The following is a 22,424-nucleotide window of genomic DNA, read 5'->3' on the forward strand; positions in this document are numbered from 1 at the left end:
CGGTCACACCCCTCCGAAGGCGGCGCAGTACTGGGCCCACGCCGGCGAGCTGCCGTCAGCCAGGACGCCGATCTGCTGCTCGAAGGTCGGGTCGCCGTTGGACCCGGCCAGCCGCCGTTCACACGACACCGACACCGAGAACGAGAAGAAGAAGATCTCGACCTCTATGGTGATCGATGCCCGGCCGACCATCTTGCCGGTGCCGAACTCGTAGGTCAGCGACAGTTCCAGGGTGATCGACGCCGAGATCAGGCCCAGGACGTCGACCTCGCCCCGGATCCGGAAGTAGCCCGTGAGGCTGCCGGCCTCCCCCTCCAGGCGGAGGTACAAGCCGACCATGACCGACACCGAACCACTGGCCACGCCCAGGTTGACGGACAAGCAGGCGCCCGCCTCCAGCGCCATCTCCAGCAGGACCAGGCCCTTGGGTGACAGCCGGATCCCCACGAACCCGCCGCCGCCGATCATCATCACCGTCAGGCGGAACGGCTTGTCCCGTGTGCAGAAGTGGAACCCGATGGTGAGGGCTTCGTCGCCCAGGAACGGCACCCGGGCGTCGGCGCCCAGGCTGACGTTCTCCAGGGTGAAGACCCCGACGGCCACGCCCGGCAGGGCCACGTCGAACCCGGCCACCACCCCGTCGGCGCTCACGTCGAGGTAAGGCGGGTCGGAGAAGGCGTCGAAGGGGATCAGCCGCTTGAGCGTCTCGATGAAGCCGAGGACGCCCACGAACTCGATCCCGTTGAAGACCACGTCGACTTCGGGCTTGCGCCCCGACGCCGCCCGGAAGGCGATCCGGTCGAAGGCCAGCCGCATCAGGGGTGCGCCCGGGAGGAGGTTGAGGGCGAACTGGCGCAGTTCGGCCAGGACGTCCACGCCCACCCCGTCGGCGCCCGACGCCCGGGCCTCGACCGACAGCAGGAAGCCGTCGGGCCGCACGACGAACAAGGCGTCGCCGTCGGCCACGTCGGGGAAGTTGGTGAGGGTCGGCCTCCAGTCGAACTTGGCTCGCACCGACAGGCCGGCGGGGTCGATGCCGTTGACGAACTGGGCGATGCGGTCGATCGTGGCCGCCATCTCGGCTGCGTCCAGTACGGGCTGGAGGGCGTTGACCAGCCGCTCCAGCGCAGCCTTGACGGGCGCCGGCATGGGCGTGTCCCGCACGGTCCCAGCGAGGGCCGTGACCACGCCCGCCAGGGTGCCGAGGGCGCCCGACACGGCGGCCGTCACGTCCGCCACCGACGACGGCGTCTCCAGGTCGAGGAGGTCGCCCACCTTGCCGACCAGCTCGTCGGCCGCGCTCTCCAGTTGGGCGCGGACGGCGTCGATGGCCGCCCGGGCGGCGGACGCCTGGTCCCGTAGTGGCTGGGTGGCGGCCGTGAGCGCATCGTCGGCCAGCCGGTCGACGCTGCGGGCCACCACGGCCTTGAGCTCCTCGACGTCGGCCAGCAGGGCGGCGATGCGGTCGAGCTGGTCGGTGACGAACGACGGCGCCCCGTCGAGGCCGACGGCCTTGAGGATGTCGGTCAGCTTGAACAGCCCGAACAGCTTGGGCAGCACGCCGTCGAGGAACTTGGTGGGGTTGAACTTCTGGCCCGCCGGCTGGTTGACGATGTCGTCGATCTCTCCCACCGCGCCCAGCGCCCGGGAGAGGCCTCGCACCGGCAGGTCGGGCTGGACGAACCCGCCCGCCCTGTCGGTGCCACCGCCGAACTCGATCTTGGCGGCGGTGGCCAGGGCCAGGAAGACCTGGGCCTCGGCGTTGGCGCCTGCGAACCCGGCGCTGAGGTAGGGGGCGGCGTAGGAGACGGTGGTGGCCGGCGCGGCCGGGGCCAGGTGGCGCATGGCGGGCACGACCACCTCGGCGTCCTCCAGCGACGGGGTGGAGGTCAGTTGGCCGGGGGCGCCGGGTTCGCCCACGAACCGCAGCACCGCCGTCTCGAACGACGTGTCCCCCGCTTTGGTCGGCGCCGCGTAGGCCACCGCCTGGCCGTGGGCGGCGATGGACCGCTCGGGGGCGCTGCGGTAGGTGTTCTTGATGACGGTGGCGGTGAGGGCGCCCTTGGGCAGCTCGGCGGCCACGAACAGCAGCGGCGCCTGCACCCGCACCCTACGGCCCGCATGGTCGGTGCCGTCGAGCGTGAAGGCGAACCTGCCGGTCGCCGGGATGGTCGGCCAGAACAGCAACTCGCCGCCCGGCGAGTTCGGCCCCGGTGGCTCGGGGTCGGCGATGTCGGGTGTCACCAGGGGCCGGATGGACACCTGGCGGAAGGGCATGCGGCGGTCGTCGAACGTGCGCACGGGCTGGCCGACGACGATGAACTTGCGCTGGTACAGGTAGGCCTGGGGGCTGGACGGCTCGAGGATCTTGCGCTCGGTCACCTTGACCAGCGAGGCCCGGAACCCGAAAGGGAACAGGTAACCGGGGTAGACGACCTGCACGTACTGGTCCCGGCCCATCGGAGCCTCGTGGTCCCACGACTCGATCGTCCCGAGCTGGTGGGGCGGCTGGGCGTAGGGCTCGATGTCCCACCGGCCGTGGAGGTCGAGGTAGGCACCCAGCGAGGACAGGTACAGCCGCTTGACATCGGCCGGCTCCGGCGGGGCGATCTGGGGATCGGCCGTCTGGCGGACGAGGATCACCCGGTCGCGCGGGTTGAGCGACATGCGGAACGGGGACTCGCCCGTCGGGGGGTCGGTGCCGGGCGCCAGGAGCTCCTTGTCGCGCGCCCAGACGGCCCGGACGATCCTCTGCGGATGGCGGCTCTCGTCGACGGTCACCGAGCCGTCGTCGGGGTCGACCCGTCGTACACCGAGGCGGCTGTGCCACAGCTCGACCCGTTCGGGACCGGCGGGCGCCGAGACGGCGGCCGGCGAGTGGGCGAACCCCCCGAGGTCGCTGGGCGAGAGGACGAGCCGGAACGGGGCTTCGATGGCTGTCTGCTCGCTGGTGGGGACCGTGGGCCGCCGGCGGACGGGTGGCCGCTTGACGGGCGGCACCAGCAGGTCGCCGAAGCCCCGCTGCAGCCGGGCCCCCTTCTGGGGTTGGCGGGCGACGGGCGCGCGGGCCGGGGCCCGGTCGGAGACGTTGATGGCCGTCTCTTCGGACAGGACGGTCCGGGCGGTGCGCAACGCGGTGGCGGTGGCGAGGACGGCGGCCACGCCCGCGGGCTTGGCCGCCGCTTGGGTGCGGGCCCGCTTGGTGCCCCGGGAAGGCCCAGCCGCCGGCCCGGCCATCACGACCAGCACGCCCTCGACGGTGCGGGCCAGCACCAGGCCGCCGGGGAGGGCGGTGATGGGGACGGCCGCCTTCAGGCCGGCGACAGCGGCGCGGGGTGTGGCCAGCGGGGCCACCAGGAGCGGCAGGCGCGCCATGGCGGCCAGGACGCCGCCGATGCTGTAGTCGACGCGTTCGCCCGCGGGTACGGCGTAGACGAGGCGGGAGCCCCGGGCCGCGAGGGCCTCGACGGGCGGTGGGCCGGGGGGCTCGGCCACCGGGTTGGGCGGCACCGGCTCGACCCGGAAGAAGGCCCGCTCGCCGAGATGCTGGAAGGGGTAACGGACCTCGAGGCGGCCGCCGGTGCCGGCCGGTACCAACGCCGGGCCTTGGGGCCCTGCGACCAGGGTGAGGTCCCACCCGGTGACCCCCAGCACGACCAGGTCGTCGGGGCGCAGCACCCGGAAATGGTGGGTGGCTGTCGAGGCCGGTTCCGGCGCCAGGACGAGGTGCTGCGGGTCGGGGTCGAACCGCAGGGCGCGTCCTTGACGGGGACGCCGCTGCCGCCTCGAGGCCCTGTCGTCAGCCGCCATACGCCCTCCGCCCGTTGTTGCTGGGTCACGCTAACGCCGGCCTCGGCCGAGCGTCAACGGGTTGGACGGGGGTACGAACCAGGCATCCTGGGTAAGAACACAGCGCTCGCACAGAAGGGAGACATCGTGGGCCTAGTGGTCTTGCTACTCATCCTTGCGTTGCTGTTCGGAGGGGTCGGGCTTTTCGTCGAAGGCCTCAAATGGGCCCTCATCATCGCCCTCGCCCTCGTGATCGCGGGTGCGTTCACCGGTTACCGGGGCCGCGCCCGGGTCTGAACCACCCATCTCGAACAGGCCGAACGGCCGGCCCGTCACCGTGGACGGGCCGGCCGTCGTCGCGTCCGGCCCTGCGGGGTCAGGCGGTCAACGAGGCCAGGCGCGCTTGGAGGAACCGCCGCTCGGCGTCGTTGGTGACCAAAGCGAGGGCTGAGGCGTAGGCCGCCGCGGCCTCCTCGTCGCGGCCCAGGCGGCGGAGCAGGTCGGCCCGGGCCGCGTGGAGCAGGTGGTAGCCGTCGAGGTCGAGGCTGTCCATGGCGGCCAGGCCGGCGTCGGGGCCGCGGGCTTCGGCTAGGGCCACGGCCCGGTTGAGGGCCACCACGGGCGTCGGGTGTACAGCCATCAACTGGTCGTAGAGGGCCACGATCTGGGGCCAGTCGGTGCCCGCCGCGGTGGCCGCGTCGCTGTGCACGGCTGCGATGGCGGCCTGCAACTGGTAGGGCCCGGGCTGGTTGCGGCGCAGGCACGCCCGCACCACGGCCTGGCCCTCGGCCACCATGGCCCGGTCCCATAGGGCCCGGTCCTGGTCGGCCAGCAGGACCAACGACCCGTCGGGAGCGGTGCGAGCCGGCCGCCGGGCGGCGGTCAGCAGGAGCAGGCCGAGCAGGCCGGCCACCTCGGGCTCGTCGGGCATGAGCCCGGCCAGCAGGCGGGCCAGGCGCAGGGCCTCGGCGCACAGGTCGTCGCGGACCAGTTCGGCACCCTCGCTGGCCGTGTACCCCTCGTTGAAGACCAGGTACACGACAGCCAGCACGGGCCGCAGCCGGTCGGGCAGCTCGGCGTCACCGGGCACCCGGTAGGGGATGGCGGCGTCGCGGATCTTGCGCTTGGCCCGGACGAGGCGCTGGGCCATCGTCGGTTCGGGCACCAGGAAGGCCCGGGCGATCTCGTGGGTCTGCAGGCCCCCGAGCAGGCGCAGGGTCAGCGCCACCTGGGCGGCGGGGGCCAGGGCCGGGTGGCAGCACGTGAAGATGAGCCGGAGGCGGTCGTCGTGCACGGGCCCTACCGGCTCCACCGGTCGGGACGACCCGGCGTGGTGGATGAGGGCGGCCTGGGCGTGGCGTTCGTCGCGGGACGACTCCCGGCGCAGCCGGTCGATGGCCCGGTTGCGGGCCGTGGTGACGATCCACCCGCCCGGGTTAGGCGGCACGCCGTCCTGGGGCCACCGGGTGACAGCCACCGCGAACGCCTCCTGGACCGCCTCCTCGGCGAGGTCGATGTCGCCGAAGAGGCGGACCAGGGTGGCCACCGCCCGCCCGAACTCGTGACGGAAGGTGGCCTCGACGGCTTCGGGTACGACCGGCACGCCCTGGCCCTGACCGTGGCCCTGACCGTGGCCGGGACTAGTCCTCGGCGTCGTCCTGGAAAGGGCGCACCTCGACCGGGCCCTGGCAGGCGATGGCGCCCCGGGCGGCCAAGGCCAGGGCGGCGTCGAGGTCGGGGGCCTTCACGACCCAGAACCCGCCCAGCTGCTCCTTGGTCTCGGCGAAGGGCCCGTCGGTGGTGATCACGTCGCCGCCCGGCGTGGGCCGCACCACCGTGGCCGTGTCCGAGGGGTGGAGGCCGCCGGCGAACACCCACGCCCCGCTGGCCTTCAGCTCCTCGTTGAACACGTCGACGGCCTTGAACATCTCGGCCAGCGTCTCGGGCTCGGGCTCGGGGTCACCTTCGACCATGTGCACGGCCAGCAGGTACTGCTTCATGAGGATCTCCTTCCGCAACGGCCGGCACCGTACCGGCCCTACACCCCTTCTACGAACGGCCCCCGCCCCGATCGACAGCCTGGCAAGAAAATCAGCGCACGCGGACCACGACGAGGCGGTCGTGGGCGGACTCGGCGCCCCAGACCTCGCCCGGGTGGCCCAGGAGCTGGCGGACGTTGGCCGAGGGGCGTTCCATGGGGTAGGACCGGAACTGCTCGGTGGCGGGGTCGAAGCGCACGATGGCGTTGCCGCCGAAGTCGGTCAGCCACACGGCGTCACGCTCGTCCACGTAGACGGCGTAGGCCTGGGGCCGGGCCCCGGGCAGCTTCCACTCCCGCCAGTCCCCGGTCCGGGGGTCGTAGACGCTGACCTGGCCCGAGGTCCACTCGCTGACCCACACCCGGCCCTGGGAGTCCGACCACACCCGGCGGGCGCCCTGGCCGGCGGTGGGCGGGTCGATGGGCGTCGCCGTGTTGGTGGCCGGGTCGATGCGGGCGATGTGGTTGCCGGCCAGCGAGGCGTAGTAGACCGATCCGTCGGGGGTGACGGTGATGCCGTACGGCCCCCGGCCCCGGGGGGCGTTGAACACCTCGACCAGGCCGCTGACGGGGTCGAGGCGCCCGTAGTAGCCGCTCTGGCCGGTGAACCACAAGGTGCCGTCGCGGCCGAACACGGCGGTGTTGAGGTTGGTCGAGGGCGTGCCCGCGGGCATCGGGAACCGCCTTACCTCCTCGGAGGCGGGGTCGACCCGGACGATGGCGTTGAGGCCGCCGTCGGTGATCCACGGGGCCCCGTCGGGCCCGACGATGACCCCGTGGGGCGCCGAGCCCTGGCCCAGGGCCACATGGTGGGCCTGGCCCGTGCGGGGGTCGAGGCGGCCCAGCTCGCCCGAGCCCTGGGCCGTGTACCAGATCGTGCCGTCGGGCGCAGGGGCCACGTCGTGGGGCCGCGACCCAGCCGGTACCGGGAACGACTCGACCTCGGGCCGCCCGTCGTCGACGGGGGCCGCCTGCGGCGGACTGGTGGTCGACGGGCCGCCGGCGGGAGCGCCCTCGCTGGCTCCGGCGGGGGCGTCGGCGGGTGCGGGCGAGGACACATCCGGCGGGCTGTCGGCCGAGCAGGCGGACAGGCCGAGGGCGGTCGCGACGCCCACGGCGGCCCAGCGGGTGAGGGGCACTCTCCCTACGCTAGGCGGCTGAGGCCTTCGTGGTCGGCGCCTGGCGGCCGAGCGGCCGACCTGCCCCTGACCAGCACCTCACGGTATGGCCGAGCCTCATACCGGGTGGTCGGCCGCCTGGGGAGGGCTCAGACACCAGCCACCTCGGCCGAGCCCACCTGCGATATCCGTCGGGATGCGCGATGCTGTCGCCAACAAGCCTCGTCCGGGGCCCACGTCGGGCCCGTAGAAGTGTGCGAGGAAGGTTCACGAAAGGGAAGGACAGAACCGTGGCATACGAGTTCAGCTGCAAGGCCGCCGGCGCCGAGGGTTGCGGGTGGAAGACCCGGGCGGCGAGCGAGGACGAGCTGGTGGCCAAGGTCGCCCAGCACGCCCAGAAGGTCCACAAGGTCAAGAACGTGACGGCGACCATCGCCAACTACGCCCGGGCCAGCGCTCGCCAGGTCTGACCTAAGCCTTCGGCGGCACCACCGGACGGCCGGGCCCCTCTCGGGGTGCCGGCCGTTCGCCGTCCTCAGGAGAGGAACGCCTCCAGTTCGGCGTTGAACGCCACCGGGTTCTCCAGGTTGGACAGGTGGCCGGCACCCGCGACGACGGCCAGCCGGCCCGACGGTGCCGCGGCGGCCATGTCCCGGGCGACACCGGGCGGTGAGACGGTGTCCTCGTCCCCGACGACGACCAGGACGGGTACGGCCGAGGCGGCCAGCACGCCGGTCGACCCCGTGCGGACCTTCATGGCCTCCAGGGCGGCGATCACCCACTCGGGGGCCACCCGGCCCATGAGCTCACGGACGTGGGCCACGACCTCGGGGCGCTCGCGCTTGGTCGTCGGGCCGGGAAGGGCCTCGGCCATGGCCTCGACCACCGGGGTGGTCCCTTCGGCCGCCACCTGGGCCTGCTGGCGGGTGCGGCGTTCCCGCACCTCGTCGGAGTCGGGCCCGTCCCGGGTGTCGGCCAGCACCGCGGCCCGCACCAGTTCGGGGTGGCGGCCCAGCAGGGCCATGGTCACGTACCCGCCCATAGACAGGCCGCCCACCACCACCGGGCCGGCGTCGAGGCCCCGGACGAGCTCGGCCACGGCGTCGGCCATCGCCTCCATGCTCGGGTGACGGGTGAAGTCGAGGAAGGGGGTCACAACCCGCCAACGGCTGGACAGGGCCTCGACCTGGGGGGCCCACATGTCGGGGACGAGCGGGAAGGCGTGCAGCAGCACCAGCGGCGCCCCGGTGCCCGCCTCGGTCAGCTCCAACGGTCCGGCCATGGCCCCGAGCCTACGTAGGCTTGCAGCCGGTGCTTGCACGTCCTGGGCTGGTGGTGCTGGTCGGCATACCGGGGGCGGGCAAGTCCACGATGGCGGCCGCCCTGGCCGAGCGTTTCCCCGGGGCCCGGGTCGTCGACAAGGACCAGGTCCGCCACGCGCTCTTCGCGCCGTGCGACCACAGCGCGGCCGAGCGGGACGTGACCTACTCGGCCATGCTCGACGCCGCTCGGTACCACCTGGGGCGGGGCCGGCTGGTGGTGTTCGACGGAATGACGTTCTCCCGGCGGTCCGAGGTCGGGGCCGCCGAACGGGTGGCCGCGGCGGCCGAGGCCTTCTGTGCGGTCGTGGTGTGCGACGTGCCCGTGGAGGTGGCCGCCGAGCGCTGCGAGCGCGACCGCGCCGGCGGGGACCACCTGGCCACCAATCGTGACGGTGACCTGGCCCGGCGGGTGGCGTCGGAGATGGAGGAGCCGCCCGGCGACTACCTGACCGTCGCCATGGACGGTGAACTGGCGCCGGCGGTCGACGCCGTGGCCGCCTATGTCACCGAGTTGGCTGAAGGCCTTGACCTCAAGTCGACTTGAGGTCGTACGATCGCCGGTATGAGCACCACCCCCCACATTGTCGGCCTCGGCGGGTCCCTCGGCGAGCGCTCGGCCAGCCGCCACGCCCTGGCGGTGGCCCTGGCCGGTGCCGAGGAGGCGGGCGCCACCACCGAACTGCTCGACGTGGGCCGGCTGGAGCTGCCCTTCTACGGACCGGGCGTGCGCCCGACCCCGGGGGTGGCCCGGCTCGTCGACGCCACTGCGGCCGCCGACGGCCTCATCTGGAGCAGCCCGCTCTACCACGGCACCGTCAGCGGTGTGTTCAAGAACGCCCTCGACTGGCTCCAACTGCTGGCCGAGCGCGACGTCCCCTACTTGAGCACCAAGCCCGTGGGGCTGATCGCCACCGCGGGCGGGGCTCAGGCCCTGCAGGCCATCAACACCATGGAGTTCGTCGTGCGGGCCTTGCGGGGGTGGACGGTGCCGTTCGTGGTGCCCGTGCCCCGGGCGTGGGCCGCGTTCGACGACGACGGCACCCCCCGGGACCCGGCCCTGGCCGCCCAACTGGCCAAGCTGGGGGCCGAGGTCAGCGGCGCGGCCCTGCGCTTCGCCGCCTGAGCGCACGTGGTTCACGAACCGGCGGCCCGCCACGCCTCCCGCAGCTTCAGTCTGGGGCCGGGGCGGCGCATCCCGCCGGCGTAGACGCGGCCCCCCAGGCGGACCGTCCCGTAGGTCATGACCAGCAGCAGGGCCACCGAGAGCGGCACCTCCCACGCGGCCACGTTGCCGATGGCGGCCCGGGGCATCATGGTCATCGGGGCCATAGGCGGTATGAACGAGACCACCCGGGCCAGCGTGCTGTCGGGGCTCTCGATGCTGGCAAAGGCCAGGAAGTAGGTCAGCAGGATGAGGACAGTGATGGGTGCGGTGGCGTTGCCGACGTCCTCGGGACGGGCGGCGGCCGCCCCGGCGGCCGCGAACAGGCAGCTGTAGAAGGCGTAACCCAGCACGGCCCACATGACGATGGACGCCACCGTGAGCGCGCTCCCGGCCGGGACCGACAGCGACCCCCCGAGCACGACGGCCGTCACCCCCGCGGGTACGCCCACCACCACCAACTGGACGAGGGCGACGACGCCGATCCCGACCACCTTGCCGCCCAGGAGCTGGGCCGGCCGCAGCGTCCCCAGCAGCACCTCGGACACGCGCGACGACTTCTCCTCCAGCACGCCGTTGGCCACCGTGAACCCGTAGGTGAGCAGCAAGAGGTAGATGACCAGGATGCCGGCGAAGGCCAGCGGGCGGTTGGAGGTACGCAGGGGCCTGTCGCCCGCGAGCCGCTCGAAGCGCAGCTCGGTGGGCCGCAGCAGGGCGGCCGCCTGCTGGGCGCTGACGCCCGCGGCAGCCAGCCCGTCGGCCAGGCGGGCCTGGTAGGTGGCGGCCTCGAGCACGGCCGCCAGCCGGGCCGGGGGGCCGCCGCGGGCCAGGGCCCGGCGGCCGTCGACCACGGCCACGTCGACCGACCCGTCGCGTACGGCCTCCTCGGCGGCCCGGGCGTCGGCCAGCCGCTCGAAGCGCAGGTCGACCCCGAAGGTGGGCGCGAGCTCACCGGCGGCCCGCTCGAAGGTGGCCGCCCCGTCGCCTGCGACCCCGACGCCATAGAGGGGCCGCGTGTCGGCGTCGCCCACCAGGTGGGGGACGACCACCGCGGCCATGGCCAGCAGCAGGTAGATGGCCGTGCTGATCACGAACGACTTGGCCCGGAGCCGCTCGGCCACCTCCCGCCCGACGACCAGCCTCACGGGGCGGGCTTGGCTCATCGGGCTACCGCCTCGCGGAAGAGCTGAGAGAGCCGGGGCAGCTCCAGGCCGAAGTCGACGACGGACGCACCGGCCGACGCCCGCTGGAGCACGGCCAGGGGGTCGACCTCGGGACCGAGGGCCAGCCGGGTGACCCCCCCGGCCGACTCCTGCACGCTCACCCCGTCCATCCCGGCCACGGCCGCGGCCACCGACGGGCCGTCGGGAGGGTCGGTCTCGACCCGGAGGTGGCGGTGTCCACCCGCCCGCCGGAGGTCATGGACGACACCCGAGAGCACCAGCCGGCCCCGGTCGATGACGGCCACCGAGTGGCACAGGTCCTCGACGAGGTCGAGCTGGTGGCTGGAGAACACGACCGTGGCCCCGGCCGCGGCCCGCTCGGCCAGCACGTCGCTGAGGGCGTCCACAGCCACCGGGTCGAGGCCCGAGAAGGGCTCGTCGAGCACCAGCAGGTCAGGGTCGTGGACGAGGGCGGCGGCCAACTGCACCCGCTGCTGGTTGCCGAGCGACAGGGCCTCGGCCCGGTCGGCGCCCCGTTCTTCGATGCCCAGCCGTTCCAGCCAGTAGGCGGCCCGGTCGGTGGCCGTCCGGCGGTCGAGGCCGTGCAGCCGCCCGAAGTAGCGGAGCTGGTCGCGCACCCGCATCTTGGGGTAGAGGCCCCGCTCCTCGGGCAGGTAGCCGAAGCGCAGGCGCTCGGCCTGGCCCACGGCCCGGCCCTTCCACCGGACCTCGCCGCCGTCCGCCCGCACCAGGCCGAACACCAGCTTCATGGCCGTCGACTTGCCCGCCCCGTTGGGCCCGAGCAGCCCGAAGAGCCGCCCGGGAGGGACCTCCAGGGTCAGCTCGTGGAGGGCCACGACGTCGCCGTAGCGCTTGGTCAGCCCGGCGAACGCCAGCACCGGGCCAGGGTAGGTGCTGCCCGTCGTGGCCTCGGCGATGCGGGGCGGCCGGGCCGGGGTGGGTAGGCTCGGGCGCCATCGTGGCTACGTTCCTGCTGCCGGCCGAGCCGGTCACCTCCGTAGACGGTTGGCGTGCTCTGGGCGGCGGCGAGGGCCTGTCGCTGGCCCGGGCCAAGGGCCCCGAGTGGGTGATCGGCGAAGTCCAGAAGTCGGGCCTGCGGGGCCGGGGCGGGGGCGGGTTCCCCACGGGCCGCAAGTGGGCCTCGGTGCGGGGCCAGGAGGCGGCCCACAAGTTCCTGGTGTGCAACGCGGCCGAGGGCGAACCGGCCACGTTCAAGGACCGGGCGCTGCTGCGGGCCAACCCCTACCAGTTGGTCGAGGGGCTGGCCATCGCCGCCTTGGCCATCGGGGCCGAGCACGTCTACGTCGGCATCAAGGCCAGCTTCGAGCGCGAGCGGGAGTCGCTGGGCCGGGCACTGGCCGACATGGCGGCCGCCGGGCTGGCGGGCGACGTGCCCATAACGGTCGTCCCCGGGCCCGACGAGTACCTGTTCGGGGAGGAGAAGGCCCTGCTCGAGGTCATCGAGGGCCGTCCCCCGATGCCCCGCATCCTGCCCCCCTACGAGCACGGCCTGTTCGCGATAAGCCCGCAGTTGGGGTGGGAGGCGTCCCGTTCCCGGGCGGGGGTGGGGCTCCAGACCGAGGAGCCCAACCCCACGGTCGTGAACAACTGCGAGACGTTGTGCAACGTCCCCCACATCGTGGCCTGGGGGTCGGACTGGTTCCGCGAGGCAGGCACGGCCGAGTCGCCGGGCACGATCGTGGCCACGGTGGTGGGCGACGTGGCCCGGCCCGGCTACGGCGAGGTGGAGATGGGCACGCCCCTGGCCCAGGTGATCGACGAGATCGGGGGCGGGCCCCGGCCCGGCCACCGGGTCAAGGCCGTGTTCTCGGGGGTGGCCAACCCCGTCCTCACCGCCGACCAGCTCGCCACACCCCTGACCTACGAGGCCATGGCCGCGGCCGGCAGCGGCCTGGGGGCGGCCGGGTTCGCCGTCTACGACGAGACGGCCTGCATGGTGGCCGTGGCCCACGAGATCTCCCGGTTCCTGTGGGTCGAGTCGTGCGGGCAGTGCCCGGCCTGCAAGCTCAACAGCGAGGAGATCACCAAGCGGCTGGCCGCCATCGACGGCTGCCAGGGCAGCGACAACGACGTCGAGGTCATCGGCGCCCGGCTGAAGAAGGTCACCGACGGCAACCGCTGTTACCTGCCCGTCGAGGAGCAGCTCGTCGTCAGCAGCGTGCTGCGGGCCTTCCCCGAGGAGTTCGCCGACCACGTCGAGGGCGACTGCCCCCGCCACCGCGACGACCTGGCTGTGCCCAAGATCGTCGACCTCGAAGGTGGCCAGGTCACCTACGACCACCGCCAGGCTCTCAAGAACCCCGACTGGACCTACCGCTGACAGCTTGGCCGCCGGCCGGGGTGTCGCCGGTGGTCATCCCAGCCTCGTCACGGCCGAGGTGCCGAACCGTTCGGCGGTGAGCCGCTTGACCTCCCCGGGGAAGTCGTCCATCACTGCCCGGAAGTCCGAGGCCAGGGCCAGCTGGGCCTCGGCGTGGCCCGCGAAGGCGGCCACCGACCGCTCCGGGGCGTAGTTGGCCAGCACGTCGATGGCCCCCGGGCACCCGAGGGCCCCGGCCATGAGGAGCAGGGCCGACGACCCCGGGTAGTAGTGGCCGCCGTAGGTGGCCAGGGCCTCGACGAACCGGGCGGGGTCGCCCGAGGAGTCCTTGCAGGCCACCGCGGGCAGGTCGTCGAGCAGTTTCACAGGAATGCCGGGCGGCGCCAGTTGGGGGAAGTGGTAGGCGATCACCGGCACGCCCCGGGCGGCACCGGCGACCACGTCGTAGTAGGGCCGGGGGTCGGCCGCCCCGGGCGGGGAGAGCACGAGCACGGCGTCGGCCCCGCCGTCGGCGGCTGCGGCCGTGAGGCGGCCCGCCTGGCGGGCCGACGGCGCTCCCGTCCCGGCGATGACGGGCACGCCCGTGACCGCCGCCCGCACGGCGGCCAGCAGCTCGGCCCGCTCGGCGGCCGACAGGGCGGCGGCCTCCCCCGTGCTGCCGGCCACGACCACGGCGCCCACCCCCAGCTCGACGAGGCGGGCGGCCAGGTCGGCGGTGGCCGGGGCGTCGAGCTCTCCCCAGGCGTCGAACAGCGTGACCAGGGCCACCCCTACCCCGGTGAACGGCGGGCTGTCCGAACCCGGTCCCGCTTCAGTGACGCTCACCGGTGCTCCTGTCCCGTCGTTCGAGGCGGTCGAGCTCCCCGGCCAGGAACGACTCGATGACCGCCACCCGGTTGCTGTACATGCGGGTGCCGGCCCAGTGGCCCAACCCGGCCACCCCTAGGCCGGCCGACGCGGCCACCAGGAAGACGGGGTGGGCCAGTACGGCCGCCGTCCCCCCGGCCACGGCCAGCCCGCCCCCGACCACCGCCCCCGACCCGGCCGCGCCCCCCTGGGCGTGGCGGGCGGCCACCACGTCGACGTCGAGGCGCACCAGCGCCCAGCCGTCGCGGTCGCCCACGACCGACACGTCGAGGTGGTTGACCTCGCGCAGGCACAGCCGGCGGTGGACGGCCCGGTCGATGGCCCGCCTGGTGGTGGCCTCCAGGCTGCGCCTGCGGACCCACGTGGTGCGGGTGCCCATGTCCCGGCGGACCTCGAACAGCTGGTCGTGGAGGAAGCCGTGCAGGTGGCGCTCCACCTCCTCGACGGGCCCGGGCACCGAACGGGTAACGGTGAGCACGGCCGGTCCCAGCAGGCGGCGCCGTGGAGGACCGTCGGTCTGGTCGAGCAGCCCGGCCCGGTACTCGGCCAGCGCCCGGCGCACGGCCGGTAGCGACAGCCCGGCCTCGACGGCCGCCTGCTCCACGGCCTCCTCGTCCAGCCCCCTCTGGTCGCGTCCGCGCCCCAGGTCGCGGTCGAGCTCGGCCGCCCGCCGCAGCACCACTGCGATCTGGTCATGGTTCAGGGGGCCATGCACCGGCACCGACGTTACCGTTCGGTCGCCCGGCGGCCGTCGGGGCAGGCGGGCAGGAAGTCACAGCCCGCGCACCAGCGGCCGGGGGCGGGCTCGAAGCGTTCCGCGGCCAGCCGGTCGAGGGTCTCGGCCAAGTCGGCCCGCACCGCGTCCAAGGTTCCCCCGTCCCAGTCGGCGGACAGCAGGGCGGGTGGCCCGTCGGCCCGCAGGTAGCAGTAGGTCGTGCGCAGGCGGCCAGGGTCGGCGCCCCACGTGTCCACCGCGGCCAGGCCGTAGAGGTTCAGTTGCAGGGTGGCAGGGCGGTCCCCGGGGGCAGCCGGCCGGCCCGTCTTGAAGTCGACCACTTCGAGGCGGCCGTCGCGCTCGTAGACGGCGTCGACCCGGCCCCGCACCCGGTGGGCACCGGCCGTGAAGACGAACGGCGCCTCCACCCGCACGGGGTCGAGCTCGGCCCACGGGCTGGCCAGGAACGAGCCTTTCAGGGCGGCGGCCGCACCCCCATCGGCAGGCAGGGCGTCGGGGTCGTCGGCCTCGGTCTCGGGCCCCATGAGCGAGAGCTGCCGGCCCGAACGCTGTTCGATCCACCGGTGCACGGCCGTGCCCAGCCGGGCGGCCGGGGACGAACGGCGGGGGAGCGGCCTGACCACCGCCCAGTAGAACTGCTTGGGGCAGCGGGCGTAGCTCACCAGGCCGGTGACCGACACCACCGCCGGCACGGTCCGCCGGGGGGCGGTGGTCGCCGGGGTGGCGGCGATGTCCTCGAGCCGGAGCTGGGCCGGGTCGGACGCCACCGGGGCAGCGTACCGAGCCTCGGCCGCCCGCCGGTGCCGCTCCTTGGCCGCCCGGTCGGGGTCGACGGTGGCCGCCGGGTGGCGGAAGCGTTCGTGGACCAGTCCCTCGGCGGCCAGGGAGGAGATGAGCTCGTAGAACTCCGACGGCCCCTGGGGTTGGGCCGGGCCGGGGTACCAGTGGGCGGCCGAGCACACCAGGTGGTGCCGGGCGCGGGTGGCGGCCACGTAGAGCAGGCGCCACTCCTCGTCGCTGCGGCGCCGCTTGAGGGCCTCGCCGATCTGCTTCTGGGTGGCGGTGGCCGGGTCGGGGATGCCCTCGTCGTCGGCCCGCAGCCACCACGGCAGCGCCGAGGCGTTGCCCAGGGCGTTCTCGTGCCCCCGCTCGTCGGGGAAGATTCGCGACGAGCCCTTGCCGGCCAGCCCGGGCACGTAGACCACCTCGAACTCCAGGCCCTTGGCCTGGTGGACCGTCATCACCCGGACGGCGTCGGCGCCGGTGGTATGGGCCTCGGCCACGTCCTCCTCGGACTGGTCGAGGAGCTGGAGGTACTCGACGAAGGCGGCCAGCGTGGGCTCGCCTTCCAGCGGGGTGAACCTCTCGGCCAGGTCGAGGAAGCGCAGCAGGTTCTCCCGGCCCCGCTCGCCGGCCGCCGACCACAGACCGGTACGCAGCACGATCGTCTCGACCAGGTCGAGCAGCGGCGCCCGGGTGGCCACCACGCCCAGTTCGGCCCGCTCCCGGCGGAAATCGGCCAGCCGGCCCCGGGCCGCGTCCGACAGGTCGCCGACGTTCTCGAGGTCCTCGACGGCCTCGGCCAGCGTGGCGCCGAGCGTGCGGCCGTGGCGGGCCAGGGCGGCCAGGTCGCGGCGCCCGATGCGGTAGCGGGGCCCCTCCAGCACCCGCAGGAGGGGGACCAGCGCCCGGGGGTCGGCCAGCACCTCGGTCCAGGCCACCAGGTCGACCACCTCGGGGCGGTCGAGCAGCCCGCTGGCCCCGGCCACCTCGACGGGGGCGCCCTCGGCGGCCAGGGCGGCCACGATGGCGGGGATGAGCCGCCGCTTGCGGCACAGCACGGCGTGGTCGGACCAGGGCGCGCCCGCGCCGTGGCGGGCCGCGATGTCGGCCGCGATGGTGGCCGCCTCCTCGCCGTCGTCGGCCGCCAGGAAGCACTCGACAGTCGTCGGGGGGGCGCCGGGGGCGGGACGCAGCTCCTTGTGCAGGGCGTCGCCCACCCGGTCCTGGATGCGGTTGGCCACCGTGGCCAGCGGCTCCCCGAAGCGGAAGGTGACCTGCAGGGCCTGGCGGGACGCAGGCTCGCCGGCGATGGCGAAGTGGTCGTCGAAGTGCAGGATGTTGAAGAGGTGGGCGCCCCGGAAGGCATAGATCGACTGCATGTCGTCGCCCACGGCGGTGACGGCCGAGCCCGGTGGGTAGATCAGCTCCAGGAGCCGGCGCTGGGCGTAGTTCGTGTCCTGGTACTCGTCGAGCAGCACGACGGGGCGGCGCGCCCGCTCGGCGTCGGCCACCGCGGGTTCGTCTGCCAGGAGCCGCACGGCCAGGGCCAACTGGTCGCCGTAGTCCAACACGTTGCGCTCCCGCTTGCGCCGTTCGTAGGCGGCCACCACCTGGCACAGCTCCCGGCGGGCCCGCGCCGTGTCGGCCACCTTCTTCCACGGCGTCTCGGCCGCCAGGCGGTCGCAGTCGGCCTCGATGGCCTCCACCGGGACCAGGTAGTCGGCCGCCCGGCTGGCCAGGGTGAGGGCCGCTTCGAGGACGATCTCGGGGGCTAGGGCACTGCGCCGCTCGAACCGGAACTCGTCGAACACCGTGAACAGGAGCTGCCAGGCCTGGGCCCGGTCGAGCAACTGGGTGCCGGGGTCGAGGCCGAGGTCGAGGGCGTGGTCGCGCACGATGGCCGCCCCGTAGGAGTGGTAGGTGGCCACCGTCACCCCGGCGTCGGGCCCGAGGGCGGTGCGCACCTTCTCCTTCAGGTTGAAGGCCGCCTTGTTGGTGAACGTGAGGCCCAGCACGTGCTCGGCGGCCACCCCCTGGTTGCGGACGAGGCCCAGGATGCGCTGGGCCATCACCGTCGTCTTGCCCGTCCCCGCGCCGGCCACCAGCAGGAGGGGGGCGAGGGGGGCGTCCACCGCCGCCTGCTGCTCGACCGTGAGCCGGAGGCCGGCCTCGTCGGTCGTGGTCACCCGATGCCCACCTCGCGGCCCGCGTCCTGCAGGGGGCAGAGCCGGTGGAACGCGCACGTGCGGCAGTTGGCCTCGACCGACGGGGCCAGTTCCTCAGCCACGATGCGGGCGGCCACCTCGAGCACCCGGGACTCGGTGCGCGCCGGGTGGTCCGCGGTGATGGCCTGGGTGTAGCGCTGGCGCGAGCGCAGGTAGTGGAGCTCGAGGGCGACGGGGGGGCCGTGGGCCGCCAGCACGGTGTCGCGGAGCACCGCCAGGTGGTAGATGGCGAGCTGGAGGTCGTCGGCCACGTCGGCCGGGGAGGGGTCCTTCTTGCCCGTCTTGTAGTCGACGACCCGCAGGCCCCCGGGCACCCGGTCGAGCCGGTCGATGCTCCCGACCAGGCGGTGGGGGCCGACCTCGACCTCGAACCCGTGCTCGGTGGCCACCACGTCGGGGAACCGGCCCGAGCCGGGGCCCTCGTCCTCCCACCACCCGGCCAGCATGGTCACGAAGTCGCGCCGGGCCTCCTCGGCCTGGGGCCGGTAGCGGGCGATGTCGTCGGTCCACACCCGTTCGGCCACGGCCAGCAGGCCCTCCTGGGTCGGTGGTACGTCGCCCTCGGGGCCCAGGAAGGTAGCCAGGACCTGGTGGACGAGCGTGCCCAGGTTGGCGTGCACGCCGGCCACGTCGCGCGCCCGCAGGCCGTAGGAGTAGGCGTAGCGCAGCGGGCAGTCGTCATAGGTGGCCAGCTGGGTGGCCGAGAGGGTGAGGGCCCCTCCGGGCCACAGGGGGACGGCGCCGGCCGTCATGGGCCGGGCCGGGGCCGGGCGACCGGGGGCGAGGGGGAGGTGGACGTCGGCCGCCGGGGGCCAGTCCTCGACGAACCGGCTGAGCAGCACGCCCGGTTCGGGGGCGGCCACGGCTACCAGGGCGGCCGTAGCCCGGCTGGTGGCCAGGCCGAACAGGGCCCGTTCGTCGTCCAGCCCGCCCGGGGGCCGGCCCAGCCGGGCCGGGTCGAACAAGGGCGTCCCGGTACGGGTGCGGGGCAGTTCCCCCTCTACGCAACCGGCCAGCACGACCGTGTGCCACTCCCGGCCGGCGGACGCCGCGATCGAGCTGATCGTCACCCCTTCCGTGCCCGCCGATGCGGCCAGCCGCCAGGGCGACGGGACGAGGTCGCCCTCGTCCCAGGCGGCCAGGGCCTGGGCCAGGGACGCGCCCCGGGCGCCGTGGCGTTCCTCGAAGGCGGCCAGCCCGTCCACCAACGCCACCAGGCCGTCGAGGGCACGGTCGTCCACCGCCCCCAGGCCGGTGGTGCCCAGGTCGGCCAGGCCGGCGGCCCACGCCTCGTAGGCCAGATCCGATGGCCTGTCGCCCGCGGCCGCCCGGGCCCGCAGGTGGTCACGCAGGGCGACCAGCGGGGCCAGCCGGGGGTCGTCCTCCAACGCCCGCCCCCCGGCCCGGGCCTCCTGGCGTACGGCCCTGACGACGAACGGGTCGACCAGGCCCGCCCCGCCGCCCGGAGGTCCGGCCCCGCCCGCCACCAGCGCGGGGCTCGGAGCTACCAGGTGGGTCAGGGGCGATACCAGGAGGCGGTCGAGGGCGGAGCCGTCGCCCCCGACCCAGCGCAGCAGGTCGACGACGGCGTCGACCACGGGCTCGCCCCGGGCCAGTTGGGGCGGGGTGACGGCCGGCACACCGTGGCGGGCCATTGCCCGCCCGATCGACCGGGCCCGGCGGTCCAGCGCGCGCACGAGCACGGCCATCTCGCTCCAGGCCACGCCGGCGGCTCGGGCTTCGAGCAGCGCGCCGGTTACCGCCTCGGCTTCGATCGAGGGGTGGGCGCACCGCACCAGTCTCCCGGGGGGAGCGGCCCGGAACGACCTGGTCAGCGCGACCTCCTGGGCGCCGTTCCCGGCAAGGGCCGTGGCCCCGTGGCCCAGCGGGTACACGGCCGTCACCGCCGTCTGTTCGCCGGCCAGGGCGGCCAGCAGCGCCCCCGCCGCCGGGGTCAGGTCGTCGGCGTCGTCGACGAGCAGGTGGTCGAACCGCTGACCGTGGCGAGGGGCCAGCGCCGCCGCTTCGGCCATGAGCCCGGTCACGTCGAGCCCGCCGGAGGCCGACAGGGCCGCTCGGTAGCGCTCTGCGAACAAGGCCAGCTCGGCCCAGCGGGGCCCGGCGGACGCGAGGTCGACCCCGTCGAGCCCGTCGACCCCGTCGAGCCCTTCGAGGGCCGACGCGACCTCGGTGGCGAAGGCCGGCCTACCCAGGAACCGGCCCAGCACGGGCCACGCCGCCGCCGGTTCGGATGCCAGCAGGGACCGGACCAGCGCCCGCCGCTCGCTCCCCATCACCAAGTGAACATCGCGCCCCGAGCGGGCCACGATGTCCCAGGCCAGGGAGAGCGCGCTGGTGGCCGGCAACACGTCGTACCCGGTGCGCCCCACGCGGCCCTCGATTAGCGACCACGACCGGCGGGCGGCCGCCTGGTCGCGGCACACGATCAGGGCCCGGCCGGCGGCGACGCCCCCGGTGCTCACCAGGGCCAGGTAGCGCTCGGCCAACGTCGTCGTCCGGCCGGTCCCCGGGCCGCCACGTACGACCAGCCGGCGGGCCTGGCTGTCGACCACGGCCTGCTGCTCCGCCGTCAGTGTCATGTCCGGCCGAGGCTACGAAACCCGCGCAGGTTTCGCGGGGTTGGCGGTCACCTAGCGGCCGACCCACTGGTCGCGGCGGGCCAGTACGTCCTTGAGCACTGCCGGTCGGTCGGTCATTATCCCGTCCACCCCCAGGTCGAGCAGTCGGCCGATCTCGTGCTCGTCGTCGACCGTCCACACGTGCACGGGCAGGCCCCGGCGGTGGGCGGCGTCGACGAAGCGCTGGTCGACCACGGTGGCCCGGCCCACCGCGACCGGGACCTGCACGCACGCCCCGCCCAACGGCCCGGCCACCCCGGCCACGCTGGCGGCCCGCAGGCGGGCGATCTCGACCGGGCCCATCCCGGTGCACACCTGGCCGCCGGTCAGGCGGCGGAAGCGGGCCAGACGGCGGTCGGAGAAGGCGGCCACGCACACCCGGTCGAACGACTGGGTGCGCCGCAGGACCTCGACCAGGGGGCTCACCGAGCGGTCGGCCTTGGGGTCGATGTTGACCCGGACATCGGGCCAGGCGGCCAGCACGTCCTCGATGAGCGGGATGCGGTGGTCGCCATCGCTGGCGTTGCCGCCCGGGCGTCCCACGACCCGTGCCCGTCGCACCTCGGACCACGGCAGCTCGGCGATGCGCCCGGTGCGGTCGGTGACCCGGTCGAGCGAGCTGTCGTGAAAGGCGACCACCACCCCGTCGGCGGTCACGTGGACATCGGTTTCCAGGTAGCGGTAGCCCATGTCCACGGCGTGCTCGAAGGCGGCCATGGTGTTCTCGGGCAGCTCGCTGGCGCCGCCCCGGTGGGCGAAGGCGATGGGGCCGGGGTGGTCGAGGAAGGCCCAGCTGACGCCCATGGGACGAACGTAGCCCGCTACGGTCGGGCGCCGTGGCCGGCGTGGTGTTCGTCAACCCCGGGTCGGGCCCGGACCGGACCGAGGTGGCCGACGTCGCCCCCCACTTCCCGGGCAGCGCCGTGCACGAGCTCGACGGGGACGACCTGGAGGCCGTGATGGGGGAGGCCGTAGCCACGGGACCGGCGTTCGTGGCCGTGGCCGGGGGGGACGGGACGGTCCGGACCGCCGTCCAGGTCCTGGCCGGGACGGGCGTGCCCCTCGTGCCCGTCCCCGCCGGTACCCGCAACCACTTCGCCCGGGAGGTGGGCATCGAGGACCTGGAGGCCGCGGGCCGGGCGGCCGCCGGCGGCCAGGTGGTGAAGGTCGACCTCGGTGAGGTGAACGGCCAGCGGTTCGTCAACAACTCCAGCATCGGTATCTACCCACGGATCGTGGTGACCCGGGAGGTCCACGAGCAGCGCTGGCCCAAGGGCCTGGCCACGGTGGCGGCCGCCTGGGAGCAGTTGCGCCACGGGCACCGGTTCACGGTCATGATCGACGGCCGGCGCTACCGGGCGTGGATGGTGTTCGTGGGCAACGGCCGTTACGGCCGAGGCCTGCTGCGCCTCAACTCCCGGGAGGGCCTGGGCTCCAACGTCCTCGACTTCCGCCTGGCCCGGGCCGACTCCCCGCTGGCCCGGGCCCGGGTGACGGCCGCACTGGTGGCCGGCTGGCTCGACCGTTCGCCCCTGCTGGTGCAACGGGAGTCGCGTGAACTGGTGATCGACCTGCCCCGCGACCTCGTCGACGTGGCCCTCGACGGCGAGGTCGTGCGCCTGCGCCCGCCCCTGCGCTATGTCTCGCGGCCGGGGGCGCTCACCGTCCTCGTGCCCCCGGGCACGAAGATCGACGAGCGGTAATAACGCAGTTCGGCCACGCTCTCGCGGATGTCGCCCAAGGCCCGGTGGGCGCTCGACTTGTCGGGGGCGGCCGCGAACACCTCGGGGTACCAGCGCCGGCACAGCTCCTTGACCGTCGAGACGTCCACCGACCGGTAGTGGAGGTACTCGTCGAGCTCGGGAAGGTGGGCGGCCAGGAACCGCCGGTCGGTCCCGATCGAGTTGCCGCACAGCGGGGCCGTCTTGGCCTCGGGCACGTGGTGGCGGACGAACTCCATCGTGGCCCGGCCCGCCTCCTCGAGGGTGAGCGAGGACTCGACCACGGCGTCGAGCAGCCCGCTGCGCTCGTGCATGGCCCGCACGACGTTGTCCATGCCCGCCAACACCTCGCGGTGCTGGTGGACGACGAGGTCGGGCCCTTCGGCCACGATCTCGAGCTCGTCGTCGGTGATCAGCGTGGCGATCTCCACGATGGCGTGGCGGGCGGGGTCGAGACCGGTCATCTCCAGGTCGAGCCAGACGAGCATGAAGGGCGATC

19 protein-coding genes are annotated in these 22,424 nt (G+C 74.2%); 6 read left to right on the forward strand and 13 right to left on the reverse strand.

Annotated features, from left to right (window positions below; translation table 11 throughout):
* Positions 1 to 3 precede the first annotated feature (3 nt).
* Entirely contained in the window at positions 4 to 3,678 is a 3,675-nt protein-coding gene (locus tag AB1673_03305) for a hypothetical protein (protein ID MEW6153005.1), read from the reverse strand.
* A gap of 258 nt (positions 3,679 to 3,936) precedes the next feature.
* On the opposite strand from AB1673_03305, the gene AB1673_03310 reads away from it, so the two are divergent.
* On the forward strand, positions 3,937 to 4,086 hold the full coding sequence (locus tag AB1673_03310) for a hypothetical protein (GenBank protein ID MEW6153006.1): 150 nt from the start codon (positions 3,937 to 3,939) through the stop codon (positions 4,084 to 4,086).
* Between the two features lie 79 nt (positions 4,087 to 4,165).
* Here AB1673_03310 and AB1673_03315 read toward each other — a convergent pair whose 3' ends face one another.
* From AB1673_03315 to AB1673_03325, 3 genes are all read right to left on the reverse strand, one after another.
* A complete protein-coding gene (locus AB1673_03315; GenBank protein ID MEW6153007.1) occupies positions 4,166 to 5,392 on the reverse strand; it encodes an RNA polymerase sigma factor in 1,227 nt (408 codons plus the stop codon).
* Positions 5,393 to 5,429: 37 nt separating this feature from the next.
* The gene (locus tag AB1673_03320) at positions 5,430 to 5,807 is read right to left on the reverse strand and encodes a YciI family protein (GenBank protein ID MEW6153008.1); all 378 of its coding nucleotides are present in this window, start codon (positions 5,805 to 5,807) and stop codon (positions 5,430 to 5,432) included.
* A 73-nt stretch (positions 5,808 to 5,880) separates the two neighbouring features.
* Positions 5,881 to 6,726 (reverse strand): lyase, encoded by an 846-nt coding sequence (locus tag AB1673_03325; protein MEW6153009.1) that lies wholly within the window; start codon positions 6,724 to 6,726, stop codon positions 5,881 to 5,883.
* A 509-nt stretch (positions 6,727 to 7,235) separates the two neighbouring features.
* Here AB1673_03325 and AB1673_03330 point away from each other — a divergent pair.
* A complete protein-coding gene (locus AB1673_03330) occupies positions 7,236 to 7,415 on the forward strand; it encodes a DUF1059 domain-containing protein (protein ID MEW6153010.1) in 180 nt (59 codons plus the stop codon).
* A gap of 65 nt (positions 7,416 to 7,480) precedes the next feature.
* Here the strand turns inward: AB1673_03330 and AB1673_03335 are convergent, their stop codons facing one another.
* Positions 7,481 to 8,227: an alpha/beta hydrolase gene (locus AB1673_03335; protein MEW6153011.1), complete on the reverse strand. Its 747-nt coding sequence runs from the start codon at positions 8,225 to 8,227 to the stop codon at positions 7,481 to 7,483.
* A 29-nt stretch (positions 8,228 to 8,256) separates the two neighbouring features.
* Here AB1673_03335 and AB1673_03340 point away from each other — a divergent pair, with 29 nt between their 5' ends.
* Positions 8,257 to 8,811 (forward strand): AAA family ATPase, encoded by a 555-nt coding sequence (locus tag AB1673_03340; protein MEW6153012.1) that lies wholly within the window; start codon positions 8,257 to 8,259, stop codon positions 8,809 to 8,811.
* Positions 8,812 to 8,829: 18 nt separating this feature from the next.
* Entirely contained in the window at positions 8,830 to 9,390 is a 561-nt protein-coding gene (locus tag AB1673_03345) for an NADPH-dependent FMN reductase (GenBank protein ID MEW6153013.1), read from the forward strand.
* An 11-nt stretch (positions 9,391 to 9,401) separates the two neighbouring features.
* Here the strand turns inward: AB1673_03345 and AB1673_03350 are convergent, their stop codons facing one another.
* Together AB1673_03350 and AB1673_03355 are read right to left on the reverse strand one after the other, a co-directional pair.
* Positions 9,402 to 10,592, reverse strand: coding sequence for an ABC transporter permease (locus AB1673_03350; protein MEW6153014.1), 1,191 nt, complete (start codon positions 10,590 to 10,592; stop codon positions 9,402 to 9,404).
* Positions 10,589 to 11,491, reverse strand: a complete 903-nt coding sequence (locus AB1673_03355; protein MEW6153015.1) for an ATP-binding cassette domain-containing protein — start codon at positions 11,489 to 11,491, stop codon at positions 10,589 to 10,591. The genes AB1673_03350 and AB1673_03355 overlap by 4 nt, the downstream gene beginning before the upstream one ends.
* An 80-nt stretch (positions 11,492 to 11,571) precedes the next feature.
* Here AB1673_03355 and AB1673_03360 point away from each other — a divergent pair, with 80 nt between their 5' ends.
* A complete protein-coding gene (locus AB1673_03360; protein MEW6153016.1) occupies positions 11,572 to 12,954 on the forward strand; it encodes an NADH-ubiquinone oxidoreductase-F iron-sulfur binding region domain-containing protein in 1,383 nt (460 codons plus the stop codon).
* A gap of 33 nt (positions 12,955 to 12,987) precedes the next feature.
* On the opposite strand, the gene AB1673_03365 is transcribed toward AB1673_03360, so the two are convergent.
* Genes AB1673_03365 through AB1673_03385 form a run of 5 tightly spaced genes read right to left on the reverse strand, consistent with a single transcriptional unit; the run spans position 12,988 to position 21,008 of the window.
* On the reverse strand, positions 12,988 to 13,779 hold the full coding sequence (locus AB1673_03365) for a dihydrodipicolinate synthase family protein (GenBank protein ID MEW6153017.1): 792 nt from the start codon (positions 13,777 to 13,779) through the stop codon (positions 12,988 to 12,990).
* The gene (locus AB1673_03370) at positions 13,766 to 14,536 is read right to left on the reverse strand and encodes a hypothetical protein (GenBank protein ID MEW6153018.1); all 771 of its coding nucleotides are present in this window, start codon (positions 14,534 to 14,536) and stop codon (positions 13,766 to 13,768) included. Before AB1673_03370 ends, AB1673_03365 begins: the two co-directional genes overlap by 14 nt.
* An 11-nt stretch (positions 14,537 to 14,547) precedes the next feature.
* Entirely contained in the window at positions 14,548 to 17,526 is a 2,979-nt protein-coding gene (locus tag AB1673_03375) for an ATP-dependent DNA helicase (protein MEW6153019.1), read from the reverse strand.
* Complete coding sequence (locus tag AB1673_03380) at positions 17,523 to 20,165, reverse strand: PD-(D/E)XK nuclease family protein (protein MEW6153020.1); 2,643 nt, start codon at positions 20,163 to 20,165, stop codon at positions 17,523 to 17,525. The genes AB1673_03375 and AB1673_03380 overlap by 4 nt, the downstream gene beginning before the upstream one ends.
* A gap of 51 nt (positions 20,166 to 20,216) precedes the next feature.
* Positions 20,217 to 21,008, reverse strand: coding sequence for a glycerophosphodiester phosphodiesterase (locus tag AB1673_03385; GenBank protein MEW6153021.1), 792 nt, complete (start codon positions 21,006 to 21,008; stop codon positions 20,217 to 20,219).
* A gap of 32 nt (positions 21,009 to 21,040) precedes the next feature.
* Here AB1673_03385 and AB1673_03390 point away from each other — a divergent pair, with 32 nt between their 5' ends.
* Entirely contained in the window at positions 21,041 to 21,907 is an 867-nt protein-coding gene (locus AB1673_03390) for a diacylglycerol kinase family protein (GenBank protein MEW6153022.1), read from the forward strand.
* Here the strand turns inward: AB1673_03390 and orn are convergent.
* The gene (gene orn, locus AB1673_03395) at positions 21,841 to 22,413 is read right to left on the reverse strand and encodes an oligoribonuclease (GenBank protein MEW6153023.1); all 573 of its coding nucleotides are present in this window, start codon (positions 22,411 to 22,413) and stop codon (positions 21,841 to 21,843) included. The two genes, AB1673_03390 and orn, sit on opposite strands and share 67 nt — an antisense overlap.
* Between the last annotated feature and the right edge of the window lie 11 nt (positions 22,414 to 22,424).

The organism is Actinomycetota bacterium (assembly GCA_040754375.1).
Lineage (GTDB): Bacteria > Actinomycetota > Acidimicrobiia > Acidimicrobiales > AC-14 > JBFMCT01.

What these genes read in the sequence shown, in the direction of transcription:
- AB1673_03385 (MEW6153021.1), bottom strand. Translation starts at nt 21,008, where the DNA reads ATGGGCGTCAGCTGGGCCTTCCTCGACCACCCCGGCCCCATCGCCTTC.
- AB1673_03350 (MEW6153014.1), bottom strand. Translation starts at nt 10,592, where the DNA reads ATGAGCCAAGCCCGCCCCGTGAGGCTGGTCGTCGGGCGGGAGGTGGCC.
- AB1673_03380 (MEW6153020.1), bottom strand. Translation starts at nt 20,165, where the DNA reads ATGACACTGACGGCGGAGCAGCAGGCCGTGGTCGACAGCCAGGCCCGC.
- AB1673_03335 (MEW6153011.1), bottom strand. Translation starts at nt 8,227, where the DNA reads ATGGCCGGACCGTTGGAGCTGACCGAGGCGGGCACCGGGGCGCCGCTG.
- orn (MEW6153023.1), bottom strand. Translation starts at nt 22,413, where the DNA reads ATGCTCGTCTGGCTCGACCTGGAGATGACCGGTCTCGACCCCGCCCGC.
- AB1673_03345 (MEW6153013.1), top strand. Translation starts at nt 8,830, where the DNA reads ATGAGCACCACCCCCCACATTGTCGGCCTCGGCGGGTCCCTCGGCGAG.